Genomic DNA, 23,718 nt, shown 5'->3' with positions numbered 1-23,718 from the left:
CATCCAGCAACTGAGCGTATAGGGAAGGTGCTGCTGTGGACGGCCGAGTGCCTATGAGAACCCCACTGCGTGACACCGCTTCGAACATCGCGGGCCGGCTCGCCTCCGCGCACCCCACGGTCGTGGTCGGTGGCCTCCTCACTGCGAAGGACAGCGAGGCAGAGTCATGACCTCTGCCGAAAGCCGTACGAGCACCAGAGGGCCCGCAGTGGACGTCGCGGCGATCCGTGCGAGCGTTGCCGAGGTGCTGCCACCCGAGGCGACCCCTATCGACGGGGCGAGGCTGGACACGCTGAGCGGGCTGCTGCGCAGCCACATGTCAGTGCTCATCCCCGAGGTCGAGGAGGCGGCCCGGAGGCTTCCCGCCGACGACGTGCCCCGCTACGTCGCCCTCGCCTGCGTCACCTGGGCCCGCGGCAGGCTGACGGCAGTACCCGGCCCGCTGCCCTCCGACGCGGCAGCGCACGCGCGCAGGCTCGGACGGTCACTGCTGGCGCTGTGCGACCACTACGAGACACTCACCGGAGTCCGTATGTGCCTGGTCTGCGACCAGCCCGTCAGGCCGGGAGACGCGACTCGGCCGTACGACGACCAGGGCAGCCCGGCCGGAGGCTGGACGCCCGTCGGCCGGATCCATGACCGCTGCACCAACGCCTCCCCGGCGTGAACGGGGCCCATGGCGGCCGTCTCGGGACAGGGCCGCACTCACAAGCACCCGCCCCGTAGGGGTTTCAGGAAGGACTCCTGAAGGTCGGGTCCCAAGCCGTTGTCTTCCGGCGCGGGAACAGCGGAAAGCACGATGAAGTCCGGCATGTACGAGGAGAAGCAGCGATGAGGGCAGAAGCGATCCACGTGAGCGGCGGAGGCGGCGGCGAGGGCGGTGACGGTCTGCCCGGCGAGCCGTGGCCGGTGCCGCCGGAGCCTCCGTCTCCCGATGGCGGCCGACGCTGACATGACGTTCACAGGGGCAGAGGAGGGGCGGTCCGAGTTGGGCCGCTCCCTTCTGGAGCGCAAGGCGATGACATCGGACTGGGCCCCGGCGTTCGCGGCCGTGCCCCGGTCCGCATTCCTACCGGACCGGATATGGCCGCACGACATGGAGACCGGTGCCGCTGTCACGGTGGATCAGCGTGACGACCCCGTGCTGTGGTCCTCGTACGCCGACGCGGACGTGCCGATTGTCACGCAGTGGGACGACGGCGTGACCGACGGCCCCGGCCGTGTGCCCACGTCGTCGGCGTCCATGCCGTCCGTGGTGTTCCGGATGCTGCGCGAACTCGATGTAAAGCGTGGCCACCGGGTGCTGGAAATAGGCACGGGCACTGGCTGGAACGCGGCCCTGCTCGCCCACCGGCTCGGCCCCGGCCACGTGGTCAGCATCGAAATCGACCCGGAGATCGCGGTTCAGGCACGTGAGCGGCTCGCGCGGACCGGGCTGCCGGTTCGGGTGCTGGTGCAGGACGGGACAGACGGCCACGAGCCGGGTGCGCCGTACGATCGGATCATTGCCACGGCCGGACTGCGCCGTATTCCGCCCGCCTGGCTTGCCCAGTGCAGGCCCGGCGGACGCATCGTGGCCCCGTGGGGGACTCACTACAGCAACCAGGACGCCGTCGTCTGCGTGGGCGTCGGCGACGGCGGGGGTGTGGGCCGGTTCACGGAGCCGGTGGAGTTCATGAAGATGCGCGCACAGCGTCTGCCGTTCGCCGGACATGCCGCATATGTACCCGATGGTGTGAGCGGCGCCGACCGCTCGACCACGAAGGTTACGGAGTCCGAGCTGCTTGGCGTCAGCCGGTTCGCGGTCGCGTCGTTCGCGGTGGGACTACGTGTCCGCGACTGCTGCCGCACGGTGGCGGACAAGCGGGACGGTGCGCGCCCGGTCTGGTTCTACGGTCTGGGCGACCGGTCGTGGGCGTGCGCCATGTTCCGTGACGGCCAGACCGTGGCGCAGGTCTGGCAGTCCGGGCCGCGCAGACTCTGGGACGAAGTCGCCGCCGCCCTGGACTGGTGGCACACAGCCGGCCAGCCGGGCTTCGAGCGCTTCGGTCTGACGGTGACCGAAGACGGTACTCAGCAAGCCTGGCTGGACACTCCGGAGAACAGCTGGCCTGTCTGACCGGCCCAGGTACGGCCCAGCGTATCCGCTCCCCCGTTGCGGATGGGAGGGGTGATGCGCTGGGTTGTTGCGCGAGCCCGGGCTTGCGCTCTCCAGTTCCAGTCCCTCTCCGACGGCCGATTACCTCCGGGTGCGGCTCTGGCAAAGCTCCGGTCCCGTCAGTACTCCCGCCGCTCGTCCTCGTCGACCGTGCCGTCGCCGTTCTTGTCGAGCCGGTAGTCGTAGGAGTCGCCGTAGGTGTCCCGGTAGCGCATGCACTCGCCCGTCGCGCGCAGCTCGGGCTCGTCGGTGTAGAGGTTGCGGTGGAAGGTGACCCGGATGCCGTCGTCCAGCACGGTCGTGATGCCGGTGTCGGTCTTCTCCACCTCCCGCCCGTCCTTCCGCCACCGCGCCGCCAGCGCCTTCATCGCGGCCCGGTAGTCCGCGGGGCTCGCGAAGTCCAGCTGCCAGGAGTAGGCCGGCTCGTCCCGGGTCACGTCGCCGTCGTCGAAGCCGAAGTCGTCCACGCAGGAGGAGCTGCCCTCCTGCACCGGGTAGGGCTCGCCCCGCGGGGCCGGGGAGAGGGCCAGGTACACGGTGTTGCCCGCGTCCGTGGTGGCCCGCACATACGCGCGCAGGTCCTCCGTCGTCCGCACCGGCCCGCCCATGGCCGACTCGCACGCCTTGGCCGTCAGGGCCAGCAGCGCCACCAGGACGACGCAGCCGGCGACCGTGATGACCGTGGTTCGCTTCTCCATGCCGACGATCAAAGCCGGGCCCCGGCCGCCGCGGCAGCGACCGGCTACTCAGACGCCCTGAGTGCCGATGCTCATATCGACGGGCCGGGGATGAAATCCGACCCCCGGCACGTTGCCCCTTCGTGGACGATCACAAGGGAGGGCCGGACGTGGCAGCGCGGCAGGGTTGGGCGCGGAGACTGTGGGGGTACGCCTGGCGCTACCCGAAGGACGTGGTCCTCGCCCTCGGCTCCTCCCTCGCGGGCATGGCCGTCATGGCACTCGTCCCGCTGATCACCAAGGTGATCATCGACGACGTGATCGGCGACAAGACCCGCGGCATGGCCCTGTGGGCGGGTCTGCTGATCGCCTCCGCGGTCGCCGTGTACGTGCTCACCTACATCCGCCGCTACTACGGCGGACGGCTCGCCCTCGACGTGCAGCACGACCTGCGCACCGCGATGTACGACACGATCACCCGGCTCGACGGGCGGCGTCAGGACGAGCTGTCCACCGGGCAGGTCGTCGGCCGTGCCACCAGCGACCTCCAGTTGATCCAGGGCCTGCTGTTCATGCTCCCGATGACCATCGGGAACTTCGCCCTGTTCGCGATCTCCCTCGTCGTCATGGCCTGGCTGTCCCTGCCGCTGACCGCCGTCGCCCTGGCCGTCGCGCCCGCCCTGTGGTGGATCGCCCGCCGCAGCCGCGCCAAGCTGCACCCGTCCACCTGGTACGCGCAGGCGCAGGCCGCCGCCGTCGCGGGCGTCGTCGACGGCGCGGTCAGCGGCGTGCGCGTGGTCAAGGGCTTCGGGCAGGAGGAGCAGGAGACCGGCAAGCTCAGGGACGTCAGCAGGCGGCTGTTCGCCGGGCGGCTGCGCACCATCCGGTTCAACGCCAGGTACACCCCGGCCCTCCAGGCGGTCCCCGCGCTCGGCCAGGTCGCCATGCTCGCCCTCGGCGGCTGGCTGGCGGTGCGCGGGCACATCACCCTCGGCACCTTCGTCGCCTTCTCCACCTACCTCGCCCAGCTCGTCGGCCCGGTGCGGATGCTCGCCATGGTCCTCACCGTCGGCCAGCAGGCCCGCGCGGGCACCGAGCGCGTCCTGGAGCTGATCGACACCGAGCCCTCCCTGAAGGACGGCACCAAGGAGCTGCCCGCCGACGCCCCGGCCACCGTCGAGTTCGACGACGTCTCCTTCGCCTACTCCGACGGCACCCCCGTCCTGGACGGCCTCAGCTTCGAGATCCGCCCCGGCGAGACCCTCGCCGTCGTCGGCTCCTCCGGCTCCGGCAAGTCCACGGTGTCCCTGCTGCTGCCCCGCTTCTACGACGTCACCCACGGCGCCGTCCTGGTCGGCGGCCACGACGTGCGCGAACTGACCCTGGACTCCCTGCGCGCCGCGATCGGCCTGGTCCCCGAGGACTCCTTCCTCTTCTCCGACACGGTCCGCAACAACATCGCCTACGGCCGCCCCGACGCCACCCGGGAGCAGATCGAGCAGGCCGCCCGCGCCGCCCAGGCCGACCGCTTCATCGCCGAGCTGCCGGAGGGCTACGACACCAAGGTCGGCGAGCACGGCCTGACCCTCTCCGGCGGCCAGCGCCAGCGCATCGCCCTGGCCCGCGCCATCCTCACCGACCCGCGCCTGCTGGTCCTGGACGACGCCACCTCCGCCGTCGACGCGCGCGTGGAGCACGAGATCCACCAGGCCCTCGCCCAGGTCATGGAGGGCCGCACGACCCTCCTCATCGCCCACCGCCGCTCCACCCTGAACCTCGCCGACCGCATCGCCGTCCTCGACGGCGGCCGGCTCGCCGACCTCGGCACCCACGAGGAACTCCAGCAGCGCTCGGCCCTCTACCGCAGGCTGCTCACCGACCCCGACGAACTCGGCGGCGTCTCCCCGGGCCACACCCCGGCCGCGTGTCCCGAGGAGGAGGACACCTCCGTACGGGCGGAACTGGACGCCGAGTTCGACGCCGAGCGCGGGATCACGCCCCGCCTGTGGGCGGGCGAGCGCACCCCCCGCGACACCGCCATGGACGGCGCCCCGGCCACCCCCGAACTCCTCGCCCAGGTCGAGGCGCTGCCCCCGGCCACCGACACGCCCGAGGTCGACGAGGCCCGCGCGGTCACCCCGGAGGACTCCTACGGCCTGCGCCGCCTGCTGCGCGGCTTCGGGCTGCCCCTGCTGGCCAGCCTCGCCCTGGTCGCCGTCGACGCGGGCACCGGGCTGCTGCTGCCGGTGCTGATCCGGCACGGCATCGACAGCGGCGTCTCCGAACTCGCCCTCGGCGCCGTCTGGGCGGCCTCCCTGCTGGCGCTGCTCGCGGTGACCGTGCAGTGGGTGGCGCAGATCGGCGAGACCCTGATGACCGGGCGCACCGGCGAGCGGGTGCTGTACGCGCTGCGGCTGAAGATCTTCGCCCAGCTCCAGCGGCTCGGGCTGGACTACTACGAGCGCGAGCTGACCGGCCGGATCATGACCCGGATGACCACGGACGTGGACGCCCTGTCGACGTTCCTGCAGACCGGCCTGGTCACCGCGTTCGTCTCGGTCGTCACCTTCTTCGGCATCATGGTCGCCCTGCTGGTGATCGACCTCCAGCTCGCCCTGGTCGTCTTCGCCACCCTGCCGCCGCTGATCCTCGCCACCTTCTTCTTCCGCCGCGCGAGCGTGAAGGCGTACGAACTGGCCCGCGAACGCGTGTCGGTGGTCAACGCCGACCTCCAGGAGTCGGTCGCGGGGCTGCGGATCGTGCAGGCCTTCCGGCGCGAGCGCGACGGCGGCGCCCGGTTCGCCGAGCGCAGCGACAGCTACCGGCAGGCCCGTATCCGCGGCCAGTGGCTGATCTCGGTGTACTTCCCCTTCGTGCAGTTCCTGTCGTCGGCGGCCGTGGCGGCGGTGCTGGTGGTGGGCGCGGGCCGGATCGACGCGGCGACACTGACGACCGGCGCGCTGGTGGCGTACCTGCTCTACATCGACCTGTTCTTCGCCCCGGTCCAGCAGCTCTCCCAGGTCTTCGACGGCTACCAGCAGGCCACCGTGTCGCTGGGCCGTATCCAGGAGCTGCTGCGGGAGCCGACGTCCACCAAGAGCGCGGTCGAACCGCTCGACGTGCTCTCCCTGCGCGGCGAGATCGCCTTCGAGGACGTGCACTTCGCCTACGGCGACGACGAGGAGGCCCTCACCGGCATCGACCTGCACATCCCGGCCGGGCAGACCGTCGCGTTCGTCGGCGAGACCGGCGCGGGCAAGTCCACCCTGGTCAAGCTGGTCGCCCGGTTCTACGACCCGACCTCCGGCCGGGTCACCGTCGACGGCACCGATGTGCGCGCCCTGGACATGACGGCGTACCGGCACCGGCTCGGCGTCGTCCCGCAGGAGGCGTACCTCTTCCAGGGCACCGTCCGCGACGCCATCGCCTACGGGCGGCCCGAGGCGACGGACGCCGAGGTGGAGGCGGCGGCCCGCGCGGTGGGCGCCCACGAGATGATCGCCACGCTGGAGGGCGGCTATCTGCACGAGGTCGCCGAGCGCGGACGCAACCTCTCGGCCGGTCAGCGCCAGCTGATCGCGCTGGCCCGCGCCGAGCTGGTCGACCCCGACATCCTGCTGCTGGACGAGGCGACGGCGGCCCTGGACCTGGCCACCGAGGCGCAGGTCAACCAGGCCACCGACCGGCTGGCGGGGCGCCGTACGACGCTGGTGGTGGCGCACCGGCTGACCACGGCGGCGCGCGCCGACCGGGTGGTGGTGATGGACCACGGCCGGGTCGCCGAGGACGGCACGCACGACGAACTGCTCGCCCGCGGCGGCCGGTACGCCGAGCTGTGGCGGACGTTCCTGGGCGAACCGGTCGGAGTCGAGTCGGTCTGAGCCCCGCCGCGCAACCGTCCGGTGTCCGCCGTGCGTCCGTACATCAGTACGCTCATCGTCGGGGTACGGGGAGGACGACACGTGGACAGTGGTGCGATACGCCGACGGCTGGGGACGGGGCTCGCCCTGCTGACCGCGTCCGGACTGCTGGCCCTCGCGGCGCCGGCCGACGCGCACGCCGCCGGGACGTCGTGCCCGGGCCGCAAGGTCCGCACGGTGCCGTTCTCCACCGGGTCCGTGCAGGTGTACCGCAGCGGCGGCACGGTGTGCGCCTTCACCCTCGCCAAGAATCCCGGCCCCAAGCGCACGATGGCGGTCAGCGTGCAGGCGCGCGGCCACCGACCGGTGCCGTACTCGGGCAAGCACCGGCGCAAGACGCGCACCGTGTCGGTCTACGCCGGTCAGCGCTGTGTGAAGGTGACCGGCAGGGTGGGCGGTGGCAAGGGAGCGTCGGGCTGGATCCTGTGCTGAGCCCCCGGAACCCGCCGCCGACCACACTTCTGAGCCCCTGTCACACAAGGTTTTGTCGGTAACTCCTCTGGTGTGGTCGTCAGTTGCTCCGATAGCTTCCGGGCGCACATCTGACTCACAGGGGAGGGTGCATGCGCAAGGCGCTCAGATGGCTGCTGGCGCTCACGGTGCTCATAGGCACATTGAGCACGGCGGGGACGGCCACCGCCGCCCAGCCGGAGGCCACCGCCGACATCAAGGACCGGCTGCTCGCGATTCGCGGTATGAGCCTGGTCGAGGAGAAGCCGTACCCCGGCTACCGCTTCTTCGTCCTGAACTACACCCAGCCGGTCGACCACCGCCATCCGTCGAAGGGCACGTTCCAGCAGCGGATCACCGTGCTGCACAAGGACGTCAGCCGTCCGACGGTGTTCTACACCGGCGGCTACAACGTCTCCACGAACCCCAGCCGGCGCGAGCCGACGCAGATCGTGGACGGCAACCAGGTCTCCATGGAGTACCGCTTCTTCACCCCGTCGCGCCCGGCCCCGGCCGACTGGTCGAAGCTGGACATCTGGCAGGCGGCCAGCGACCAGCACCGCATCTTCAAGGCGCTGAAGCCGATCTACGCCAAGAACTGGATCTCCACCGGCGGCTCCAAGGGCGGCATGACCGCCACCTACTACGAGCGCTTCTACCCGCGCGACATGGACGGCGTGGTCGCCTACGTCGCCCCCAACGACGTGGTGAACAAGGAGGACTCCGCCTACGACAGGTTCTTCGCGAAGGTCGGCACCAAGGAGTGCCGCGACCGGCTGAACGGCGTGCAGCGCGAGGCGCTGGTCCGCCGCGAGCCGCTGGAGCAGCGCTACGCCGCCTTCGCGGCCGAGAACGGCTACACCTTCGACACCGTCGGCAGCCTGGACAAGGCGTACGAGGCGACCGTCCTCGACTACGTCTGGGGCTTCTGGCAGTACAGCCTGCTCTCGGACTGCGACACCATCCCGGCCAACGCCAGGACCGCGACGGACGAGGAGATCTGGAACTCCATCGACACCATCGCGGGCTTCAGCTTCTACACCGACCAGGGCCTGGAGCCGTACACGCCGTACTACTACCAGGCGGGCACCCAGCTCGGCGCGCCGACGATCGTGTTCCCGCACATCGAGAAGCGCTACATCCGCTACGGCTACCTGCCGCCGCGCAACTTCGTGCCGCGCTCGATCCCGATGCGCTTCGACCCGCACGCCATGCGTGACGTCGACTCCTGGGTCCGCCACAACGCCCGCCACATGCTCTTCGTGTACGGCGAGAACGACCCGTGGGGAGCGGAGCGGTTCCGCCTCGGCAAGGGCGCGCGCGACTCCTACGTCTTCACCGCGCCCGGCGCCAACCACGGGGCGCGCGTGGACGGTCTGGTGGAGTCCGAGAAGGCCCTCGCCACGGCGAGGATCCTCCAGTGGGCCGGGGTCGCACCCTCCTCGGTCCGGTCGAACCCGGCCAAGGCGAAGCCGCTGGCGAAGTTCGACGCGAAGCTCGACAAGCGGGGCGTGGAGCGGACCCTGCGTCCGTAGGACGACCCCGGTAGGTCTGTGCCCGGCCGGTCACACCGGCCGGGCACAGCCCACCGGGCGCTCCCCGCCGAGCTGGACGTACAGAGCCGTCGAGACCGGGCACTGGGAGCGCTTGCCGACCGCCTTGACCACCTTGTACTGCGGCTTCTTCTCCGACTTGCCGTCGCAGGACGTCTCCCTCACCTGCCGGCCGCCGCCGGTGGAGTACACGCAGTCCCCGACGATCGTGCGAGGACCGCCGCCCGCGCCCGGGTCGCCGGGATGCGGCGGCTCCAGATTGCGCATGCAGGCGTAGCCCTGGGGCACCGCGCCGTCGCCGTCCTCGTCCGACGGGCTCTGCTCGGAGATGTGCAGGACGAAGTCGGTGGTGCCGGGACAGGGCGGGCCGTCCCGCACGGTGCCGTCGTGCCGGGCGACCACCCGGGCCGCCGCGCGCTCCCCGTCGCAGGGCACCTCGGTGAAGCTGGTGGTCCCGAAGGAACTGCACTCGTCCATGGCCAGGAACACCGAGCCGTACCCTGAGGGCCGGCGCTCGACCGGTGCCGAGGAGGTGTTCCCGGCCACCGGTTCCTCCGACTGGCAGCCCGCCAGCAGCACCGCCGCCAGCAGGGCCGCCCCCACGGCATGTCTCCCACGCATCGCATTCCCCCCACTTCCCCCGCGTCCAGCGTGGCCCGCGCGGGCGGGCACACGCCAGACATACGGGACGCAATGCGACGAACAGGGGTGGTGCGCCCATGCCGTGGCGTACCGGGACTACGCCCGATACGACAGTCCGTGTCCTACCGGATAGAGCACCCGGCCCGGATCGTCGGCCCGCTGCACCGGCACCGGCAGCTTCCCGCGCGGCCCGACCGCCCCGGCGATCACCCGGGCCGCCGCCCGCAGCTCGACGTCCGTCCAGGAGTACGCGGCCAGGTATCCCTTGACCGCGGGCAGATGGGCGACGTCGTACGGGTTGCGGATCGCCACCGCCACCACTGGCTTCCCGGTCGCGAGGAGTTCGGTGACGAGGGTTTTCTGGCTGCTGGCCGCCGTCACGTTGTACGTCCCCACCACGACCGCGTCCGCCTCCTGCGCGGCGGCGACCGCGCGGGCGATCACCGCGGCGGAGGGGGCCGTGCCGGTGGACAGCGCGGTGGCGGTGAAGCCGAGTTCGGTGAGGGCGCCCGCGAGGACCCCGGTCGGCGGGCCGGTGGTGCCCGACGGGGAGGCCGGATCGGCGCCGACCACCAGGAGCTTCTTCGTCCCGGCGGGGGAGAGGGGCAGCAGACCGCCCTCGTTGACCAGCAGCGTCGTGGTGCGCTCGGCGATCCGGTCGGCGGCCCTGAGGTGGGCGCCGATGCCGACCGTGCGGTCCACGCCCCGGTGGGTGACGTAGGGGTCGGTGAACAGCCCGAGCCGCGCCTTCAGCCGCAGGACGCGCAGGATCGACCGGTCCAGGCGCGCCTCGGTCAGCTCGCCGTCGCGCACCGCCTTCAGTACGGCGTTCCAGGCGACGTCCAGGTTCGGCGGGTTGAGGAGCTGGTCCACCCCCGCCTTCAGGGCCAGCACCGGCACCCGGTCGTCGCCGTACTTGGTGCGCACACCCTCCATGCCGAGCGAGTCGGTCACCACCACCCCGTCGTAGCCCAGTTCCTCGCGCAGGATGCCGGTGAGGATCGGGTGGGAGAGGGTGGCCGGGTCGCCGGAGTCGTCCAGTGCCGGGACCATGATGTGCGCGGTCATGATCGAGTCGATGCCCGCGGCGATCGCCGCCCGGAACGGGGGTGCGTCCAGCTCCTCCCACTGGGCGCGGGTGTGGTTGATGACCGGGAAGCCGTAGTGGCTGTCCACCTCGGTGTCGCCGTGCCCGGGAAAGTGCTTGGCCGTCGCCGCGACCGAGGCGTGCTCGTAGCCCGTGACCTCGGCGGCGACCAGCCGGGACACCGCGGCGGGCTGCGAGCCGAAGGAGCGTACGCCGATGACCGGGTTGGCCGGGTTGACGTTCACATCGGCGACGGGGGAGTAGTTCTGCCGGATGCCGAGCGCGCGCAGCTCCTTGCCGGCGATCCGGCCGAGGGTGCGGGCGTCGGCGGTCGAACCGCCGGCGCCGACGGCCATCGCGCCGGGGAACAGGGTGGCGGGCTCGCCCACGCGCGCGACTATGCCGTGCTCCTGGTCGGTGGAGATCAGCACGGGCAGGCCGCGCGGCAGGTCCAGGGACGCCTTCTGGATGCCGTTGGAGAGGCCGGCGATCTGGTGCGGGTCGCGGGTGTTGTGGGCCCAGGCGAAGTAGATGATGCCGCCGACGCGGTACTTGGCGAGCAGCTCGGCCGCCGTGCGGACGCCGATCTCCTTGAGGTTGGCGTCGATGTCGGCCTGGTCGGGGGCGGTGGCGGAGTGGCCGTAGACCCGCATCACGAAGAGCTGGCCGACCTTCTCCTGAAGCGGCATACGGGAGATGAGGGACCGGAGCTTCCTGTCGTCCGCGTGGGCGGTGCCGCCGACCGCGAGGGCGGCGGCGACTCCCGCCGTGGCGGCGAGGACGGTGCGTCTGGAGGGCAACGTGCACTCCTTCCGGAGGTGGTCCGCTGAAGTGGCTTCAGAGGGGTTCCGCTGAAAGAAACTTCCGAGGAGTCACCAATATCCGGGAAGTTTCTGCCAGTCAAGAGAGTGCACAGTAACGCGGGCGCGGCGGTGAACCCGGGAATGAGGGTCCGCCATCGGCGCTTTGGAGGGGGGCGCGCCGATGGCGGAGAGGCTGTCGGCCGCGGCGCGGCGGAGAGGGTGGGTCAGCGTTCGCAGCCAGCAGCGAGGCCGACACCGCGCCGTGGTGACTCTCCGACAGCTCGCGGGTTGGACGAGCGGGCGCGGGGCAGGGTTCCCGCCCGCGCCCGGATTTCCGTAAGTCGGTACGCCTGTTCCGCACGGGACGGTTGAGGCGGTGTCAGCTCGCCTTCGCCGGGCCCGAGGTGTCGACGGCCAGGGAGACGGCGAGCCCGCCGAGCACGGTGCCCATCACATAGCGCTGGATCCGCAGCCAGCCCGGGCGGCGGGCGAGGAAGACCGCGATGGTCCCGGCGGCCAGCACGATGGAGAGGTTGACGGTCACCGCGACCGCGATCTGCACCGAGCCGAGCAGCAGCCCCTGGACCAGCACATGACCGGCCTGCGGATCGATGAACTGCGGGATCAGGGACAGGTACATGATGGCGATCTTCGGATTGAGCAGATTGGTCACCAGCCCCATCGTGAACAGCCGCCGCGGCGAGTCGTGCGGCACGTCCTTCGGCGCGAACACCGAGACCCCGCCCGGCCGCAGGGCACACCACGCGAGCCAGCCGAGGTAGCCGGCACCGGCCAGCTTGACGGCGACGTACAGCTCGGGGACGGCGTAGAAGACGACGGAGAGGCCGAGGTTGGCGCAGGTGAGGTAGACGAGGAACCCGACGGCGACCCCGCCGAGGGAGATCACTCCGGCACGGCGGCCCTGGGTGATGCTGCGCGAGACGAGGTAGAGCATGTTCGGCCCCGGTGTGAGCACCATGCCGAGGGCGATGACGAAGACACCGAGGACTCCACTGGGATCGACCACGAGCAATTCCCCCGTCCACGGGTGCGCTTCTGAATGCACCGAGTCTAGGAAGAGGGATTGCCTCAAGGCAATGAAAACATTGCCCTCGGTGCAATTCTGTGGTTGGGTGAGCGATCGGCGTTCTTCGACCATGAGGTGATGGGCTGGTGCGGGACTACCGGAGCGTGGCCGACGAGGTGGCGGCGGAGATCAGGTCCGGTGCCCTGAAGCCGGGGGACCGGCTCCCGCCGCAGCGCGCCTTCGCCCGCCGCTACGGCATCGCGAACTCCACGGCCACCCGCGTCTACCAGGAGCTGGGCCGGCGCGGACTGACCGTCGGCGAGGTGGGCCGCGGCACCTTCGTACGGGCCGCCGCCCCCACCGACCCGCCCGCACTGGGCGAACCGGCGGGCACCAGGGTCGACCTGGAGTTCAACTACCCCACGGTGCCCGAGCAGCCGGCGCTGCTCGCCGGAAGCCTGGAGGGCCTGCTGCGCGCCGATGCCTTCCGGGCGGCGCTGCGTCCGGTGGGCCCGGCCGGCCATACGGCGGCGCGGGAGGCGGCGGCCGACCTCCTCACCCGGGGCGGCTGGCGCCCGGACCCGGCGCGGGTGCTGTTCGCGGGCAACGGCCGCCAGGCGCTGTCGGCGGTGTTCGCGGCCCTGGTCCCGCCGGGCGGCCGGATCGGCGTGGAGGAGCTGACGTACCCGGTCGTGAAGGCGATCGTCGGCCGCCTGGGCATCACCCCGGTCCCGCTGCCCGTGGACGAGGAGGGCCTGATCCCGCGCGCCCTGGCGGAGACCCACCGCTCGACGCCGCTGCACGCGGTGTACGCGCAGCCGGTGCTGCACAACCCGCTGTCGCTGACGATGCCGGACCCGCGCAAGCACGAGCTGGCCGAGCAGCTCCGCCGCCTGGACCTGCGCCTGGTCGAGGACACGATCTGGGCGTTCCTCAGGGACGAACTGCCCCCCGTGGCGGCCCTCGCCCCCGAGCGGACGGTCCTGGTGGACAGCCTCTCCAAGCGCCTGGCGCCGGGCCTCTCGCTCGGCTACGTGGTGACTCCGTCCCCCCTGCTCGGCGACGTGGCCGCCGCCCTGCGCTCGGGCGGCTGGACGGCCCAGCACTTCAACCTGGAGGCGGCGACCCGCTGGCAGGACGAGGGCGTGGTACGCCGCCTGGTCCGCGCCAAGCAACGGGACGCGGCGGCCCGCCAGGAGGTGGCGGCCCGCCGCCTCACCGGGTTCACCGTCCGCACGGACCCCCGCTCCTACCACTGCTGGTGGCAGCTCCCGCGCCCCTGGCGGGCCGACACCTTCGTGGCGGCGGCCGCCCGCTACGGCATCGGCGTGCCGCCCGCGGCGGCGTTCACCGTGGGCGACGCCCACGCCCCCAACGCCGTCCGCCTGGGCCTGGCGACCCCGGCACCGGAGACGCTGTCGACCACCCTGCGGACCCTGGCGGCCCTGGCCCGCTCGACCCCGGACGACATGGCGACGGACTGATCCGCCGCCCGCCGCTCTCCGGTTGTGTCAAAGACGAACCCCCGCTGACCATTCCCCGTCCATCTCGTGGACTTCCGGGCGAGGAGGGGTCGGACCGGGCGATCATGGGGGGTATGCCAGTCGTCGACATCCCCGGTTCCAAGTCCATCACCGCGCGCGCCCTCTTCCTGGCGGCGGCGGCCGACGGAGTCACCACCCTGGTGCGGCCGCTGCGGTCGGACGACACCGAGGGATTCGCGGAGGGACTGACCCGGCTCGGCTACCGGGTGGGGCGGACGCCGGACAGCTGGCAGGTGGACGGGCGGCCGCAGGGCCCCGCCGTCGCCGAGGCCGACGTGTACTGCCGGGACGGTGCGACGACCGCCCGCTTCCTGCCGACGCTGGCCGCCGCGGGCCACGGCACGTACCGGTTCGACGCCTCCGAGCAGATGCGCCGCCGTCCGCTGCTGCCGCTCACCCGCGCCCTGCGCGACCTGGGTGTGGACCTGCGGCACGAGGACCGCGAGGGCCACCACCCGCTGACCGTGCACGCGTCCGGCGTCGCGGGCGGCGAGGTGACGCTGGACGCCGGTCAGTCCTCGCAGTACCTGACCGCGCTGCTCATGCTGGGCCCGCTCACCGAGAAGGGCCTGCGCGTCCACGTCACCGACCTGGTCTCGGTGCCGTACGTGGAGATCACGACCGCGATGATGCGGGCGTTCGGGGTGGAGGTGACCCGGGAGGGCAACGACTTCGTGGTCCCGCCGGGCGGCTACCGCGCCACCACCTACCCCATCGAGCCCGACGCCTCCACCTCCAGCTACTTCTTCGCCGCCGCGGCCCTGACCGGCGGCGAGGTCACCGTGCCGGGCCTCGGCGAGGGCGCCCTCCAGGGCGACCTGGGCTTCGTGGACGTACTGCGCCGGATGGGTGCCGACGTGGAGATCGGCGGGGACCGCACCACGGTCCGCGGCACCGGCACCCTGCGCGGCCTGACCGTCAACATGCGGGACATCTCCGACACCATGCCCACCCTCGCCGCCATCGCCCCCTTCGCCGACGGCCCGGTGCGCATCGAGGACGTCGCCAACACCCGGGTGAAGGAGTGCGACCGCCTGGAGGCCTGCGCGGAGAACCTCCGCGCGCTCGGGGTCCGGGTGGAGACCGGCCCGGACTGGATCGAGATCCACCCCGGCGCGGCCCCCAGGGGCACGGAGATCAAGACCTACGGCGACCACCGCATCGTCATGTCCTTCGCCGTCACCGGCCTGCGCGTTCCCGGCATCTCCTTCGACGACCCCGGCTGCGTCCGCAAGACCTTCCCCGGCTTCCACGAGGAGTTCGCGGCCCTGCGCGCCCGTCTGTGACTCCGGATCAGTCCGGCCGCGCGGCCCCGTTCCGCAGTTCCGGCGTACTGGCGGCGACACAGGCCACCGCCAGTACGCACAGCAGCCCACCGGTGATCAGGGCGGTCGCACCCGACGTCCAGCCCGCCACCAGGCCGCCGCGCAGGTTGCCCAGGTGCGGTCCGGCCTGGCCGACGATCTGCTCGGCGGCGGTCACCCGGCCCAGCAGCGCGTCCGGGGTGCGGGTCTGCACGATCGTCGTACGCGACAGCACCGAGACCGAGTCCGCCGCCCCCGCCACCATCAGCAGCCCGAGCCCCGCCCAGGCGCTGGTGGTCATCCCGAACAGGGCGAGCGCCGCGCCCCAGACCCCGGCCCCGCACAGCATCACCGCGCCGGGCCGGGCCAGCCGGGTCAGCCGCCCGGAGAACGCGGTGGCGGTGACCCCGCCGATCGCGACGGCGGACATGAACAGGCCCAGCGTGCGCGGACTGCCGCCGAAGCGCTCCTCGTTGACCAGCGGGAAGAGACTCATCGGCATCGCCAGCAAGGTCGCCGCGAGGTCGGTCACCAGCGCCCCGCGCACCACCCGGTGCCCGCCCAGGAACCGCAGCCCGTCCCACACCCCGTGCAGTCCGGGCCGTGACGGCTCGCCCTCCGGCGGCAGCGCGGGCAGGCCGAAGGCGCCGTAGAAGGACAGGCCGAAGCTGAGGAAGTCGATCAGATAGCAGACGCCGATCCCGAACCAGCCCAGGAACAGCCCGCCCAGCGCCGGGCCGAGCAGCATCATCGCCTGCCCGGTGACCTGGTTGAGGGCCAGCCCCGCCGCCACCTGGTCCTTCGGCAGCAGCCGCGGTACGAACACCCCGGCCGCCGGTCCGCCCACCGCGCCGAAGCAGGACGCCGCGGCCACCAGCGCGAGGATCACCGGCACCGGCACGCCCCCGGTGAACCCCTGCACCGCCAGCAGCAGCGAGCACACCGCCTGGCCGACCGTCGCGACCAGGAAGATCCGCCGCCGGTCGCCCCGGTCCACCCATGACCCCGCGAACAGCCCGACCACCACCAGCGGCACCGCCTGCGCGAGCCCCACCGCACCGCTCCACACCGCGCTGTGGGTCAGGTCCCAGACCTGGTACATGACCGTCACCACGGTCATGAAGGAGCCCAGGACGGAGGCGGTACGGCCGATCAGCAGCCGCCGGAAGACGGGGGAGGCGCGCAGCGGCCGTACGTCGACGAAGGAACGGGCGAGGCTCATGAGGGCATGGCGGAACGCGGCTGCGCGAGCGGGGTCATGCCGGGGACGCTAGCCCCCGCGCACCACCCCGGACCAGCGAATTAATGCCCGCCCTACGCCGAGTCGTTCAGCAGCCGTGCCAGATGGTCGTGCCCCGCGTCCAGCAGTTCCGGCAGCGGGGCCGCCGTCTCGTACCAGCGCTTCTCGTACTCCCAGCACAGCCAGCCGTCCCAGCCGTGGCGGGAGAGCACCTCCACGCACTCGGCGAGCGGCAGTACCCCGGCGCCGAGCGGGAGCGGGGTGGTGTCGGCGGCCGAGGCGATGTCCTTGACCTGGACATAGCCGAGGTAGGGGGAGAGGGCGGCGTAGGACTCGTTGGGCTGTTCGCCGCCCAGCCAGGTGTGCATCACGTCCCACAGCGAGCCGACCTGCCGGTGCCCGACCAGACCCAGCACCCGGATCGCGTCGGCCCCGGTGCGGTGCGAGTCGTGCGTCTCCAGCAGGATCCGTACGCCCCGGTCGGCGGCGTGCTCGGCGGCGGTGCCGAGCCTGCGGGCGGCGACCGCGTCGGCGTCCTCCGGCTTCTGGGAGTCCCCGGCGCCGGGGAAGACACGGACGTACCCGGCGCCCAGATCGTGGGCGAGGTCGATCAGCCTGCGGATCTCCTCGACGACGGGCGCGTCGGCGCCGGGCGCGGCGACCTTCGCGTACCCGGCGAGGGCGAGCACCTCGACACCGGTGTCCTTGAACCGGGCGGCGGCCTCGGCCCGTTCGGCGGGGCCCAGCCCGGGATGCACCGGCTCCTCGGGGTGGGCGCGCAGCTCCACCCCGTGATAGCCGTGATCGGACGCGAGCCGTACCACGTCGTCGAGGGGAAGGCCGGGGACACCGAGGGTGGAGAACGCCAGCTTCATGCCCGCGACTCTACGCGGAACCCCGGCCGTTCACCCGGGAACGCCGGTCAGGTCGAGGCGCCAGTCCTGGCCCACCAGGTCCTTGCCGAAGGAGCGGTGCGGCTTCTCGGCGACCAGGACGAAGCCGTGGCGCTGGTAGATGCGGCGGGCGGAGGTCAGGACGTCGTTGGTCCACAGCACCAGGTCGCGGTAGCCGACGCCGCGCGCGAAGCCGATCACGGCACTCACCAGCCGGTCGCCGATACCGAGGCCGCGCGCGTCCGGCTCCACCAGCAGCAGCCGCAGCCGGGCGGTGGCCGGGGCCTCGTCCCGTACGCACATCACACACCCCACCGGACGCCCCTCCAGCTCGGCGATCCACACCCGCTCCAGATGCGGGTCGTGGTCCTCGGCGAAGTCGGCGACGATCCGCGCGACCAGGCCCTCGTAGTCGGCGTTCCAGCCGAACTCGGCGGCGTACAGCGCGGCGTTGCGCCGCACGATCCAGCCGAGGTCCCCGGCCTCCGGCTCACGCAGCAGCACGTCCTCGGGGCGAGGGGTCCGCCCGCCGGAGAGGATCTCGCGAACGGTCCGCATCGCCTCGCCGAGCCGTTCCCGCTGATCGGCCGGAACGCCCGCCAGCAGGCCGGCCACCGCCTGGTCCGACCGCTCGCCCAGCAGCGCGGCGGTCTCCCGCCCCCGCGCGGTGAGCGTGATCCGCCGCCGCCGCGGATCCTCCACGGACGGCGCCCGCTCGACCAGCCCGTCCCGTTCGAACCTCGCCAGGATCCGGCTCAGATACCCCGAGTCCAACGACAACCCGGCCCGCAGATCGGCGGCATCGGTACGCGCCGAGTGCGCCAGCTCGTACAGCACCCGGGCCTCGGTGAGGGTGTACGGGGCGTAGAGCTGACGGCTGTAGTCGAGGGCGCCGATGACGTTCGTATAGAACCGGTTGAAGGCCCGGACGTCCTGCACGGTCATGTCGCTCACCCACTCCCCGATGCTGCCGGTCTCTGACTCAGTCAGAGATACCCGCACACCGAGCCTAGGCGCCCGGAACCGGCCCCGGCTACCCCTCGTCCCCGCCCGCCGGCCGGAACACGCACACCTGCGCCCCGGTCTTGGCCGTGGTCGTGGAGACCAGTTCCAGCGGGCGCTTGCCACCGTCGGCCGGGAAGATCGACTTGCCCCCGCCCAGCAGCACCGGCATCACGACGAGCTGCAACTCGTCGACCAGGCCCGCCGCGACGAGGGCGCGCACGAGGGTCGGGCTGCCCATCATGGCGAGGTCGCCGCCCTCGGCGTCCCGCAGCTCCCGGATCCGGTCCAGGGCGCCCTCCGCCGGGATCAGCTCGGAGTTGTTCCAGGTCAGGTCGGCCTCGGACAGCGTGCCGGAAACGACGTACTTCTTCAGCGAGTTCATCCGGTCCGCGAAGGGATCCCCGGCCCGCCCCGGCCAGGCCGCCGCCATGGTCAGGAACGTTCGGCGACCGTAGAGCAGCGCGTCCGCGTTCCGCAGCCCCGCGTCGAAGGCCCCGCCCAGCACCTCCGGGTCGAAGTACGGGTGCGACCAACCCCCGTGCGCGAAGCCGCCGTCGGTGTCCTCCTCCGGGCCGCCCGGTGCCTGCACGACCCCGTCGAGGCTGATGAACTCGGTGACGACAATGCGCATGGGGGTGATCTCCCGCTCCGGTTACCGATGTTGTGGTGTCGGTAGTGAAGACCGGGGCGGGCCCGAAAACTCATCGGCGCGCCGGGAGGCCGTTCCCGACGGCACCCGTCACCCCCGAGGCGCCCCCGTCGACCCCCGCACCATCAACTCGCCCCGGATCGTGGCGATTCCACCGGGCGGCGCCTCCTCCCGCCCCATGGCGATGCGTCCGGCCCGCGCCCCCGCCTCCGCGAGCGGCAGCCGTACCGTCGTCAGGGCAGGCACCGCGTCGATGCTGAACGGCAGGTCGTCGAACCCGGCGACCGACACGTCCTCCGGGATGCGCAGACCGGACTCCCGCATGGCCGCGCACGCGCCGAGCGCGACGGAGTCGTTCGCGGCGACGACCGCGGTCAACGTCGGGTCACGGCGCAGGAGTTCCAGCGTGGCCTCGTAACCGGAGCGCCGGTCGTAGCGGCCGTGGACCGTCCAGCGCGGGTCCTCCTCGATGCCGTGCGCCGCGAGTGCCGCCCGGTGTCCTTCGAGCCGGTGCCGGGTGGTGGTCCGCTCCTCGGGGCCGGCGATGTAACCGAGGCGGCGGTGGCCGAGGCCGATCAGGTGCTCGGTGAGCTCCTTGCCGCCGCCGCGGTTCTCGAAGGTCAGCGCTATGGCCCCGGTGTCCGGCGCGGGGGGCCGCCCGCACAGTACGACCTTGGTCCCCGCCTCGCTGAGCTTGCGCAGCTTCGCCGCCACGGCCGCCGCGTGCGGCTCGTCCTCCACGGCCCCGCCGGTCAGCACCACGGCCGCCGCCCGCTGCCGCTGGAGCAGGGTCAGATAGGTCAGCTCCCGCTCGGGCGAGCCCCCGGTGTTGCAGACGACCGCCAGCCGCTCGCCCCCGGCCCGTCCGCCGGGCCCGCCGATCTCGGTCTGGATGGCGCTGGCCATGATCCCGAAGAAGGGGTCGGCGATGTCGTTGACGAGGATGCCGACCAGGTCGGACGTGGCCGCGGCCAGCGCGCTGGCCGGGCCGTTCAGTACGTAGTCCAGCTCGTCCACGGCGCGCAGCACCCGCTCACGGGTGGACGCGGCCACGGGGTAGTTCCCGTTCAGTACGCGCGACACCGTCGCGGGCGAGACCTGCGCGCGGGCCGCCACGTCCGCCAGGGTCACCGTCATCTCGTCGTCCTCCGGTCGAGCATGTCAGTCGTACGTCGTCGTACACGCGGGCGCCCATGGCCCGGTTCCGTGACTTTACGGCCAGGCCCCCCGGTTGTTCGCCCCCTCGAACAACTCGTCCTCATCACGGTCTTGTCCCAGGCCCTGCTCAGAGGCTAGCTTCTTGTTGGATAGAAAGCGCTTGCTGTCACGCCTGCAATGGAGGCGTACGCGGCGCGCACAACCGCGTACGACTTCTGCGAAGGGACCGACGTGACACGCAAGACGGTGCGTATCGCCATGAACGGCGTCACCGGGCGCATGGGCTACCGCCAGCACCTGGTGCGCTCCATCCTCGCCCTGCGCGAACAGGGCGGACTCGACCTCGGCGACGGCACCGTGCTGTGGCCGGAACCGGTCCTGGTCGGCCGCCGCGAGCACGCGCTCAGGGCACTCGCCGACAAGCACGGCCTGGAGCACGTCTCCACCGACCTCGACGCGGTCCTCGCCGACCCGGCCGTCGACATCTACTTCGACGCCCAGGTCACCTCCGCCCGCGAGGAGGCGATCAGGAAAGCGATCGCCGCGGGCAAGCACATCTACACCGAGAAGCCCACCGCCACCGGCCTCGACGGCGCCCTCGAACTGGCCCGGCTCGCCGCCGAGCGCGGCATCAAGCATGGCGTCGTCCAGGACAAACTGTTCCTTCCGGGCCTGCTCAAGCTCAAGCGCCTGATCGACGGCGGCTTCTTCGGCCGCGTCCTGTCGGTGCGCGGCGAGTTCGGCTACTGGGTCTTCGAGGGCGACTGGCAGTCCGCCCAGCGCCCCTCCTGGAACTACCGCGCGGAGGACGGCGGCGGCATCGTCGTCGACATGTTCCCGCACTGGGAGTACGTGCTCCACGAGCTGTTCGGCCGCGTGAAGTCCGTCCAGGCGCTCGCCGCCACCCACATCCCGCAGCGCTGGGACGAGAACGGCAAGCCCTACGACGCCACCGCCGAAGACGCCGCCTACGGCGTCTTCGAGCTGGAGGGCGGCGCCATCGCCCAGATCAACTCCTCCTGGGCGGTGCGCGTCAACCGCGACGAGCTGGTCGAGTTCCAGGTCGACGGCACCGAGGGCTCCGCCGTCGCCGGGCTGCGCAACTGCCGCGTCCAGCACCGCTCGGCCACCCCCAAGCCGGTCTGGAACCCCGACATCCCGGCCACCGAGGTCTTCCGCGACCAGTGGCAGGAGGTCCCCGACAACGCCGAGTTCGACAACGGCTTCAAGGCCCAGTGGGAGCTGTTCCTGAGGCACGTCTACGCCGACGCCCCCTACCACTGGGACCTGCTGGCCGGCGCCCGCGGCGTCCAGCTCGCCGAACTGGGTCTGAAGTCCTCGGCCGAGGGCCGCCGTATCGACGTACCGGAGATCACGCTGTGACGATCCGACTCCCCGGCGCCGAGGGCGGGTTCAGGACGTACGAACCCCGCCCCGAGCCCCTCGACCTGCACACCGGTGCACCCTTCACCTCCCGTACGGTCTTCTCGGCCGCGCACGTCGTCGCCGACCCGTTCGCCGACGTCAGCCCCGACTCGCCCGCCGCCGTCGACTGGGACGCCACCCTCGCCTTCCGCCGCCACCTGTGGTCCCACGGGCTCGGTGTCGCCGAGGCGATGGACACCGCACAGCGCGGCATGGGCCTGGACTGGGCGGGCGCCGCCGAACTCATCCGCCGCTCGGCCGCCGAGGCGCGCGCCGAGGGCGGCCGGATCGCCTGCGGCGTCGGCACCGACCAGCTCACCGCGGGCACCCTCGCCGAGGTCCGCGCGGCCTACGAGGAACAGCTGGCCGTGGTCGAGGAGTCCGGCGCGCAGGCCATCCTCATGGCCTCCCGCGCCCTGTGCGCCGCCGCCCGCGGCCCCGAGCACTACCTGGAGGTCTACGGCCATCTGCTGCGCCAGGCCGCCGAACCGGTGATCCTGCACTGGCTCGGCCCCATGTTCGACCCGGCGCTCGACGGCTACTGGGGCTCCGCCGACCTGGACACGGCCACCGAGACCTTCCTGGAGGTCATCGCCGCCCACCCCGACAAGGTCGACGGCATCAAGGTCTCCCTGCTGGACGCCCAGCGCGAGATCGACCTGCGCCGCAGGCTCCCCGACGGGGTGCGCTGCTACACCGGCGACGACTTCAACTACCCCGAGCTGATCGCGGGCGACGAGCAGGGCTTCAGCCACGCCCTGCTCGGCATCTTCGACCCGCTCGGCCCGCTGGCCGCCGAGGCGGTCCGGGTCCTGGACACCGGAGACACCCAGGGCTTCCGCGCCCTGCTGGACCCCACGGTCGAACTGTCCCGGCACCTCTTCCAGGCCCCGACCCGCTTCTACAAGACCGGAGTGGTGTTCCTGGCCTGGCTCGCGGGCCACCAGGCCCACTTCACGATGGTGGGCGGCCTGCAGTCGGCCCGCTCCCTGCCCCACTTCGCCCGCGCCTACGAACTCGCCGACGGCCTGGGCCTGTTCCCGGACCCCAAGCTCGCCGAGGAACGGATGAAGACCCTGCTCGCGCTGTACGGAGTGGACCAGTGACCGACGACCTCGCCCGCTTCTCCATCAACCAGATGACGGTCAAGCAGCTCTCGCTGCCGGAACTCGTCGAGGCCTGCGGCGACTTGGGCATCCGCAACGTCGGCCTGTGGCGGGAGCCCGTGCAGGCGTACGGACTTGAGGCGACGGCCAAGCTGGTCCGGGACGCGGGCCTGACCGTCACCACCCTGTGCCGCGGCGGCTTCCTCACCGCGCTCGGCCCGAAGGAGCGGGACGCGGCCCTCGCCGACAACCGCCGGGCCGTCGAGGAGGCGGCCGTGCTCGGCACCGACACCCTCGTCCTGGTCAGCGGCGGCCTGCCGACCGGTTCTCGGGACCTGCACGGCGCGCGGGAGCGGATCGCCGACGCGCTCGGCGAACTCGGCCCGTACGCCGAGTCCCACGGGGTGCGGCTGGCCATCGAGCCGCTGCACCCCATGTTCGCCTCGGACCGCTGCGTGGTCTCCACCCTCGCCCAGGCCCTGGACCTCGCCGAACGCTTCCCCGCCCAGCAGGTCGGCGTCACCGTGGACACGTACCACATCTGGTGGGACGACACCGCCCCCGCGCAGATCGCCCGCGCGGGCGCGGGCGGCCGCATCCACACCTTCCAGCTTGCCGACTGGACCACCCCGCTGCCCGAGGGCGTCCTCAACGGCCGCGGCCAGATCGGCGACGGCGCCATCGACATGCGCGAGTGGCGCGGCTACGTCGAGGCCGCCGGCTACACCGGCGCCATCGAGGTGGAACTGTTCAACGACGGCCTCTGGTCCCGGGACGGCAGGGAGGTCCTGCAGGAAACGGCCCGCCGCTTCCTGACCCACGCGATGTGAACAGCGCACGTCGGCCACCGGGGTGTTGGGTGTGCATCCCGGGGGCCGCGGGCTGGACGGGTGCTGTGGGTAGGACGGCCGTGCTTCGCGGGGAGGGCTCGACGGCTTCTGACGTGCGGGACGCGGGCACCGGGCGTCGGCGCTGCGGTGCGGGTGCGCACTCGGTGGCCGCGGGCTGGACCGGGGCTGTGGGTTCGGGGCGGCCGGGCGTGCCTTGGCGGAGGGCTCGGCGCCCTCTGACGTGCGG

At 72.1% G+C, this 23,718-nt stretch carries 19 protein-coding genes; 10 read left to right on the top strand and 9 right to left on the bottom strand.

From position 1 onward, the window contains the following. Window positions 1–166: 166 nt before the first annotated feature. Window positions 167–667 carry a DUF6415 family natural product biosynthesis protein gene (locus GA0115233_RS17715; RefSeq protein WP_093721201.1) on the top strand — a complete coding sequence of 167 codons (501 nt, stop codon included), beginning with the start codon at window positions 167–169 and terminating at the stop codon, window positions 665–667. A 285-nt stretch (window positions 668–952) separates the two neighbouring features. Further along, a complete protein-coding gene (locus GA0115233_RS17710; protein ID WP_093721250.1) occupies window positions 953–2,119 on the top strand; it encodes a methyltransferase domain-containing protein in 1,167 nt (388 codons plus the stop codon). 158 nt (window positions 2,120–2,277) lie between these two features. Here the strand turns inward: GA0115233_RS17710 and GA0115233_RS17705 are convergent, their stop codons facing one another. Beyond that, on the bottom strand, window positions 2,278–2,856 hold the full coding sequence (locus tag GA0115233_RS17705; RefSeq protein ID WP_141689529.1) for a hypothetical protein: 579 nt from the start codon (window positions 2,854–2,856) through the stop codon (window positions 2,278–2,280). Between the two features lie 149 nt (window positions 2,857–3,005). Between GA0115233_RS17705 and GA0115233_RS17700 the strand changes: the two genes are divergently transcribed. The 3 genes from GA0115233_RS17700 to GA0115233_RS17690 all read left to right on the top strand — a co-directional run bounded on the left by GA0115233_RS17700 (window position 3,006) and on the right by GA0115233_RS17690 (window position 8,740). Then, window positions 3,006–6,716 carry an ABC transporter ATP-binding protein gene (locus GA0115233_RS17700; protein ID WP_093721249.1) on the top strand — a complete coding sequence of 1,237 codons (3,711 nt, stop codon included), beginning with the start codon at window positions 3,006–3,008 and terminating at the stop codon, window positions 6,714–6,716. Window positions 6,717–6,797: 81 nt separating this feature from the next. After that, window positions 6,798–7,187, top strand: coding sequence for a hypothetical protein (locus GA0115233_RS17695; protein ID WP_093721199.1), 390 nt, complete (start codon window positions 6,798–6,800; stop codon window positions 7,185–7,187). A gap of 131 nt (window positions 7,188–7,318) precedes the next feature. Beyond that, complete coding sequence (locus GA0115233_RS17690; protein WP_093721198.1) at window positions 7,319–8,740, top strand: S28 family serine protease; 1,422 nt, start codon at window positions 7,319–7,321, stop codon at window positions 8,738–8,740. A 30-nt stretch (window positions 8,741–8,770) separates the two neighbouring features. On the opposite strand, the gene GA0115233_RS17685 is transcribed toward GA0115233_RS17690, so the two are convergent. From GA0115233_RS17685 to GA0115233_RS17675, 3 genes are all read right to left on the bottom strand, one after another. After that, window positions 8,771–9,379, bottom strand: a complete 609-nt coding sequence (locus tag GA0115233_RS17685) for a hypothetical protein (RefSeq protein WP_093721197.1) — start codon at window positions 9,377–9,379, stop codon at window positions 8,771–8,773. Window positions 9,380–9,496: 117 nt separating this feature from the next. Further along, window positions 9,497–11,287: a glycoside hydrolase family 3 protein gene (locus GA0115233_RS17680; protein WP_093721196.1), complete on the bottom strand. Its 1,791-nt coding sequence runs from the start codon at window positions 11,285–11,287 to the stop codon at window positions 9,497–9,499. Between the two features lie 382 nt (window positions 11,288–11,669). Then, window positions 11,670–12,317, bottom strand: a complete 648-nt coding sequence (locus tag GA0115233_RS17675) for a LysE family translocator (protein ID WP_093721248.1) — start codon at window positions 12,315–12,317, stop codon at window positions 11,670–11,672. Window positions 12,318–12,463: 146 nt separating this feature from the next. Between GA0115233_RS17675 and GA0115233_RS17670 the strand changes: the two genes are divergently transcribed. Both GA0115233_RS17670 and aroA read left to right on the top strand, forming a co-directional pair. Further along, a complete protein-coding gene (locus tag GA0115233_RS17670) occupies window positions 12,464–13,801 on the top strand; it encodes an aminotransferase-like domain-containing protein (protein ID WP_093721195.1) in 1,338 nt (445 codons plus the stop codon). A 113-nt stretch (window positions 13,802–13,914) separates the two neighbouring features. Next, a complete protein-coding gene (aroA, locus tag GA0115233_RS17665) occupies window positions 13,915–15,147 on the top strand; it encodes a 3-phosphoshikimate 1-carboxyvinyltransferase (RefSeq protein ID WP_093721194.1) in 1,233 nt (410 codons plus the stop codon). Between the two features lie 7 nt (window positions 15,148–15,154). Here aroA and GA0115233_RS17660 read toward each other — a convergent pair whose 3' ends face one another. The 5 genes from GA0115233_RS17660 to GA0115233_RS17640 form a co-directional block, all read right to left on the bottom strand. Further along, window positions 15,155–16,387, bottom strand: a complete 1,233-nt coding sequence (locus GA0115233_RS17660) for an MFS transporter (protein WP_093721193.1) — start codon at window positions 16,385–16,387, stop codon at window positions 15,155–15,157. A gap of 92 nt (window positions 16,388–16,479) precedes the next feature. Next, the gene (locus tag GA0115233_RS17655; RefSeq protein ID WP_093721192.1) at window positions 16,480–17,280 is read right to left on the bottom strand and encodes a sugar phosphate isomerase/epimerase family protein; all 801 of its coding nucleotides are present in this window, start codon (window positions 17,278–17,280) and stop codon (window positions 16,480–16,482) included. A gap of 30 nt (window positions 17,281–17,310) precedes the next feature. Next, entirely contained in the window at window positions 17,311–18,243 is a 933-nt protein-coding gene (locus tag GA0115233_RS17650; RefSeq protein ID WP_093721191.1) for a bifunctional helix-turn-helix transcriptional regulator/GNAT family N-acetyltransferase, read from the bottom strand. A gap of 88 nt (window positions 18,244–18,331) precedes the next feature. Then, a complete protein-coding gene (locus tag GA0115233_RS17645) occupies window positions 18,332–18,934 on the bottom strand; it encodes a dihydrofolate reductase family protein (protein WP_093721190.1) in 603 nt (200 codons plus the stop codon). 108 nt (window positions 18,935–19,042) lie between these two features. Continuing rightward, on the bottom strand, window positions 19,043–20,089 hold the full coding sequence (locus GA0115233_RS17640; RefSeq protein ID WP_093721189.1) for a LacI family DNA-binding transcriptional regulator: 1,047 nt from the start codon (window positions 20,087–20,089) through the stop codon (window positions 19,043–19,045). A 252-nt stretch (window positions 20,090–20,341) separates the two neighbouring features. Between GA0115233_RS17640 and GA0115233_RS17635 the strand changes: the two genes are divergently transcribed. The 3 genes from GA0115233_RS17635 to GA0115233_RS17625 are packed head-to-tail and all read left to right on the top strand — an operon-like array spanning window position 20,342 to window position 23,471. Next, entirely contained in the window at window positions 20,342–21,493 is a 1,152-nt protein-coding gene (locus GA0115233_RS17635) for a Gfo/Idh/MocA family protein (RefSeq protein WP_093721247.1), read from the top strand. Then, window positions 21,490–22,641, top strand: a complete 1,152-nt coding sequence (locus tag GA0115233_RS17630) for a dihydrodipicolinate synthase family protein (protein ID WP_093721188.1) — start codon at window positions 21,490–21,492, stop codon at window positions 22,639–22,641. Before GA0115233_RS17635 ends, GA0115233_RS17630 begins: the two co-directional genes overlap by 4 nt. Before the next feature lie 32 nt (window positions 22,642–22,673). Beyond that, window positions 22,674–23,471, top strand: a complete 798-nt coding sequence (locus GA0115233_RS17625; RefSeq protein WP_176711833.1) for a sugar phosphate isomerase/epimerase family protein — start codon at window positions 22,674–22,676, stop codon at window positions 23,469–23,471. Window positions 23,472–23,718: the final 247 nt, after the last annotated feature.

The sequence above is a fragment of the Streptomyces sp. DI166 genome (genome assembly GCF_900091315.1).
GTDB lineage: Bacteria > Actinomycetota > Actinomycetes > Streptomycetales > Streptomycetaceae > Streptomyces > Streptomyces fuscus.
The sequence above is the reverse complement of the archived record's forward strand: the minus strand, read 5'-3'. Positions and strand labels throughout refer to the sequence as shown.

Excerpts from the sequence above, each read along its gene's own strand:
- GA0115233_RS17715 (WP_093721201.1), top strand. The coding sequence starts at position 167 with ATGACCTCTGCCGAAAGCCGTACGAGCACCAGAGGGCCCGCAGTGGAC.
- GA0115233_RS17710 (WP_093721250.1), top strand. The coding sequence starts at position 953 with ATGACGTTCACAGGGGCAGAGGAGGGGCGGTCCGAGTTGGGCCGCTCC.
- GA0115233_RS17705 (WP_141689529.1), bottom strand. The coding sequence starts at position 2,856 with ATGGAGAAGCGAACCACGGTCATCACGGTCGCCGGCTGCGTCGTCCTG.
- GA0115233_RS17690 (WP_093721198.1), top strand. The coding sequence starts at position 7,319 with ATGCGCAAGGCGCTCAGATGGCTGCTGGCGCTCACGGTGCTCATAGGC.
- GA0115233_RS17685 (WP_093721197.1), bottom strand. The coding sequence starts at position 9,379 with ATGCGTGGGAGACATGCCGTGGGGGCGGCCCTGCTGGCGGCGGTGCTG.
- aroA (WP_093721194.1), top strand. The coding sequence starts at position 13,915 with ATGCCAGTCGTCGACATCCCCGGTTCCAAGTCCATCACCGCGCGCGCC.
- GA0115233_RS17660 (WP_093721193.1), bottom strand. The coding sequence starts at position 16,387 with ATGAGCCTCGCCCGTTCCTTCGTCGACGTACGGCCGCTGCGCGCCTCC.
- GA0115233_RS17655 (WP_093721192.1), bottom strand. The coding sequence starts at position 17,280 with ATGAAGCTGGCGTTCTCCACCCTCGGTGTCCCCGGCCTTCCCCTCGAC.
- GA0115233_RS17650 (WP_093721191.1), bottom strand. The coding sequence starts at position 18,243 with ATGACCGTGCAGGACGTCCGGGCCTTCAACCGGTTCTATACGAACGTC.
- GA0115233_RS17645 (WP_093721190.1), bottom strand. The coding sequence starts at position 18,934 with ATGCGCATTGTCGTCACCGAGTTCATCAGCCTCGACGGGGTCGTGCAG.
- GA0115233_RS17640 (WP_093721189.1), bottom strand. The coding sequence starts at position 20,089 with ATGACGGTGACCCTGGCGGACGTGGCGGCCCGCGCGCAGGTCTCGCCC.
- GA0115233_RS17625 (WP_176711833.1), top strand. The coding sequence starts at position 22,674 with ATGACGGTCAAGCAGCTCTCGCTGCCGGAACTCGTCGAGGCCTGCGGC.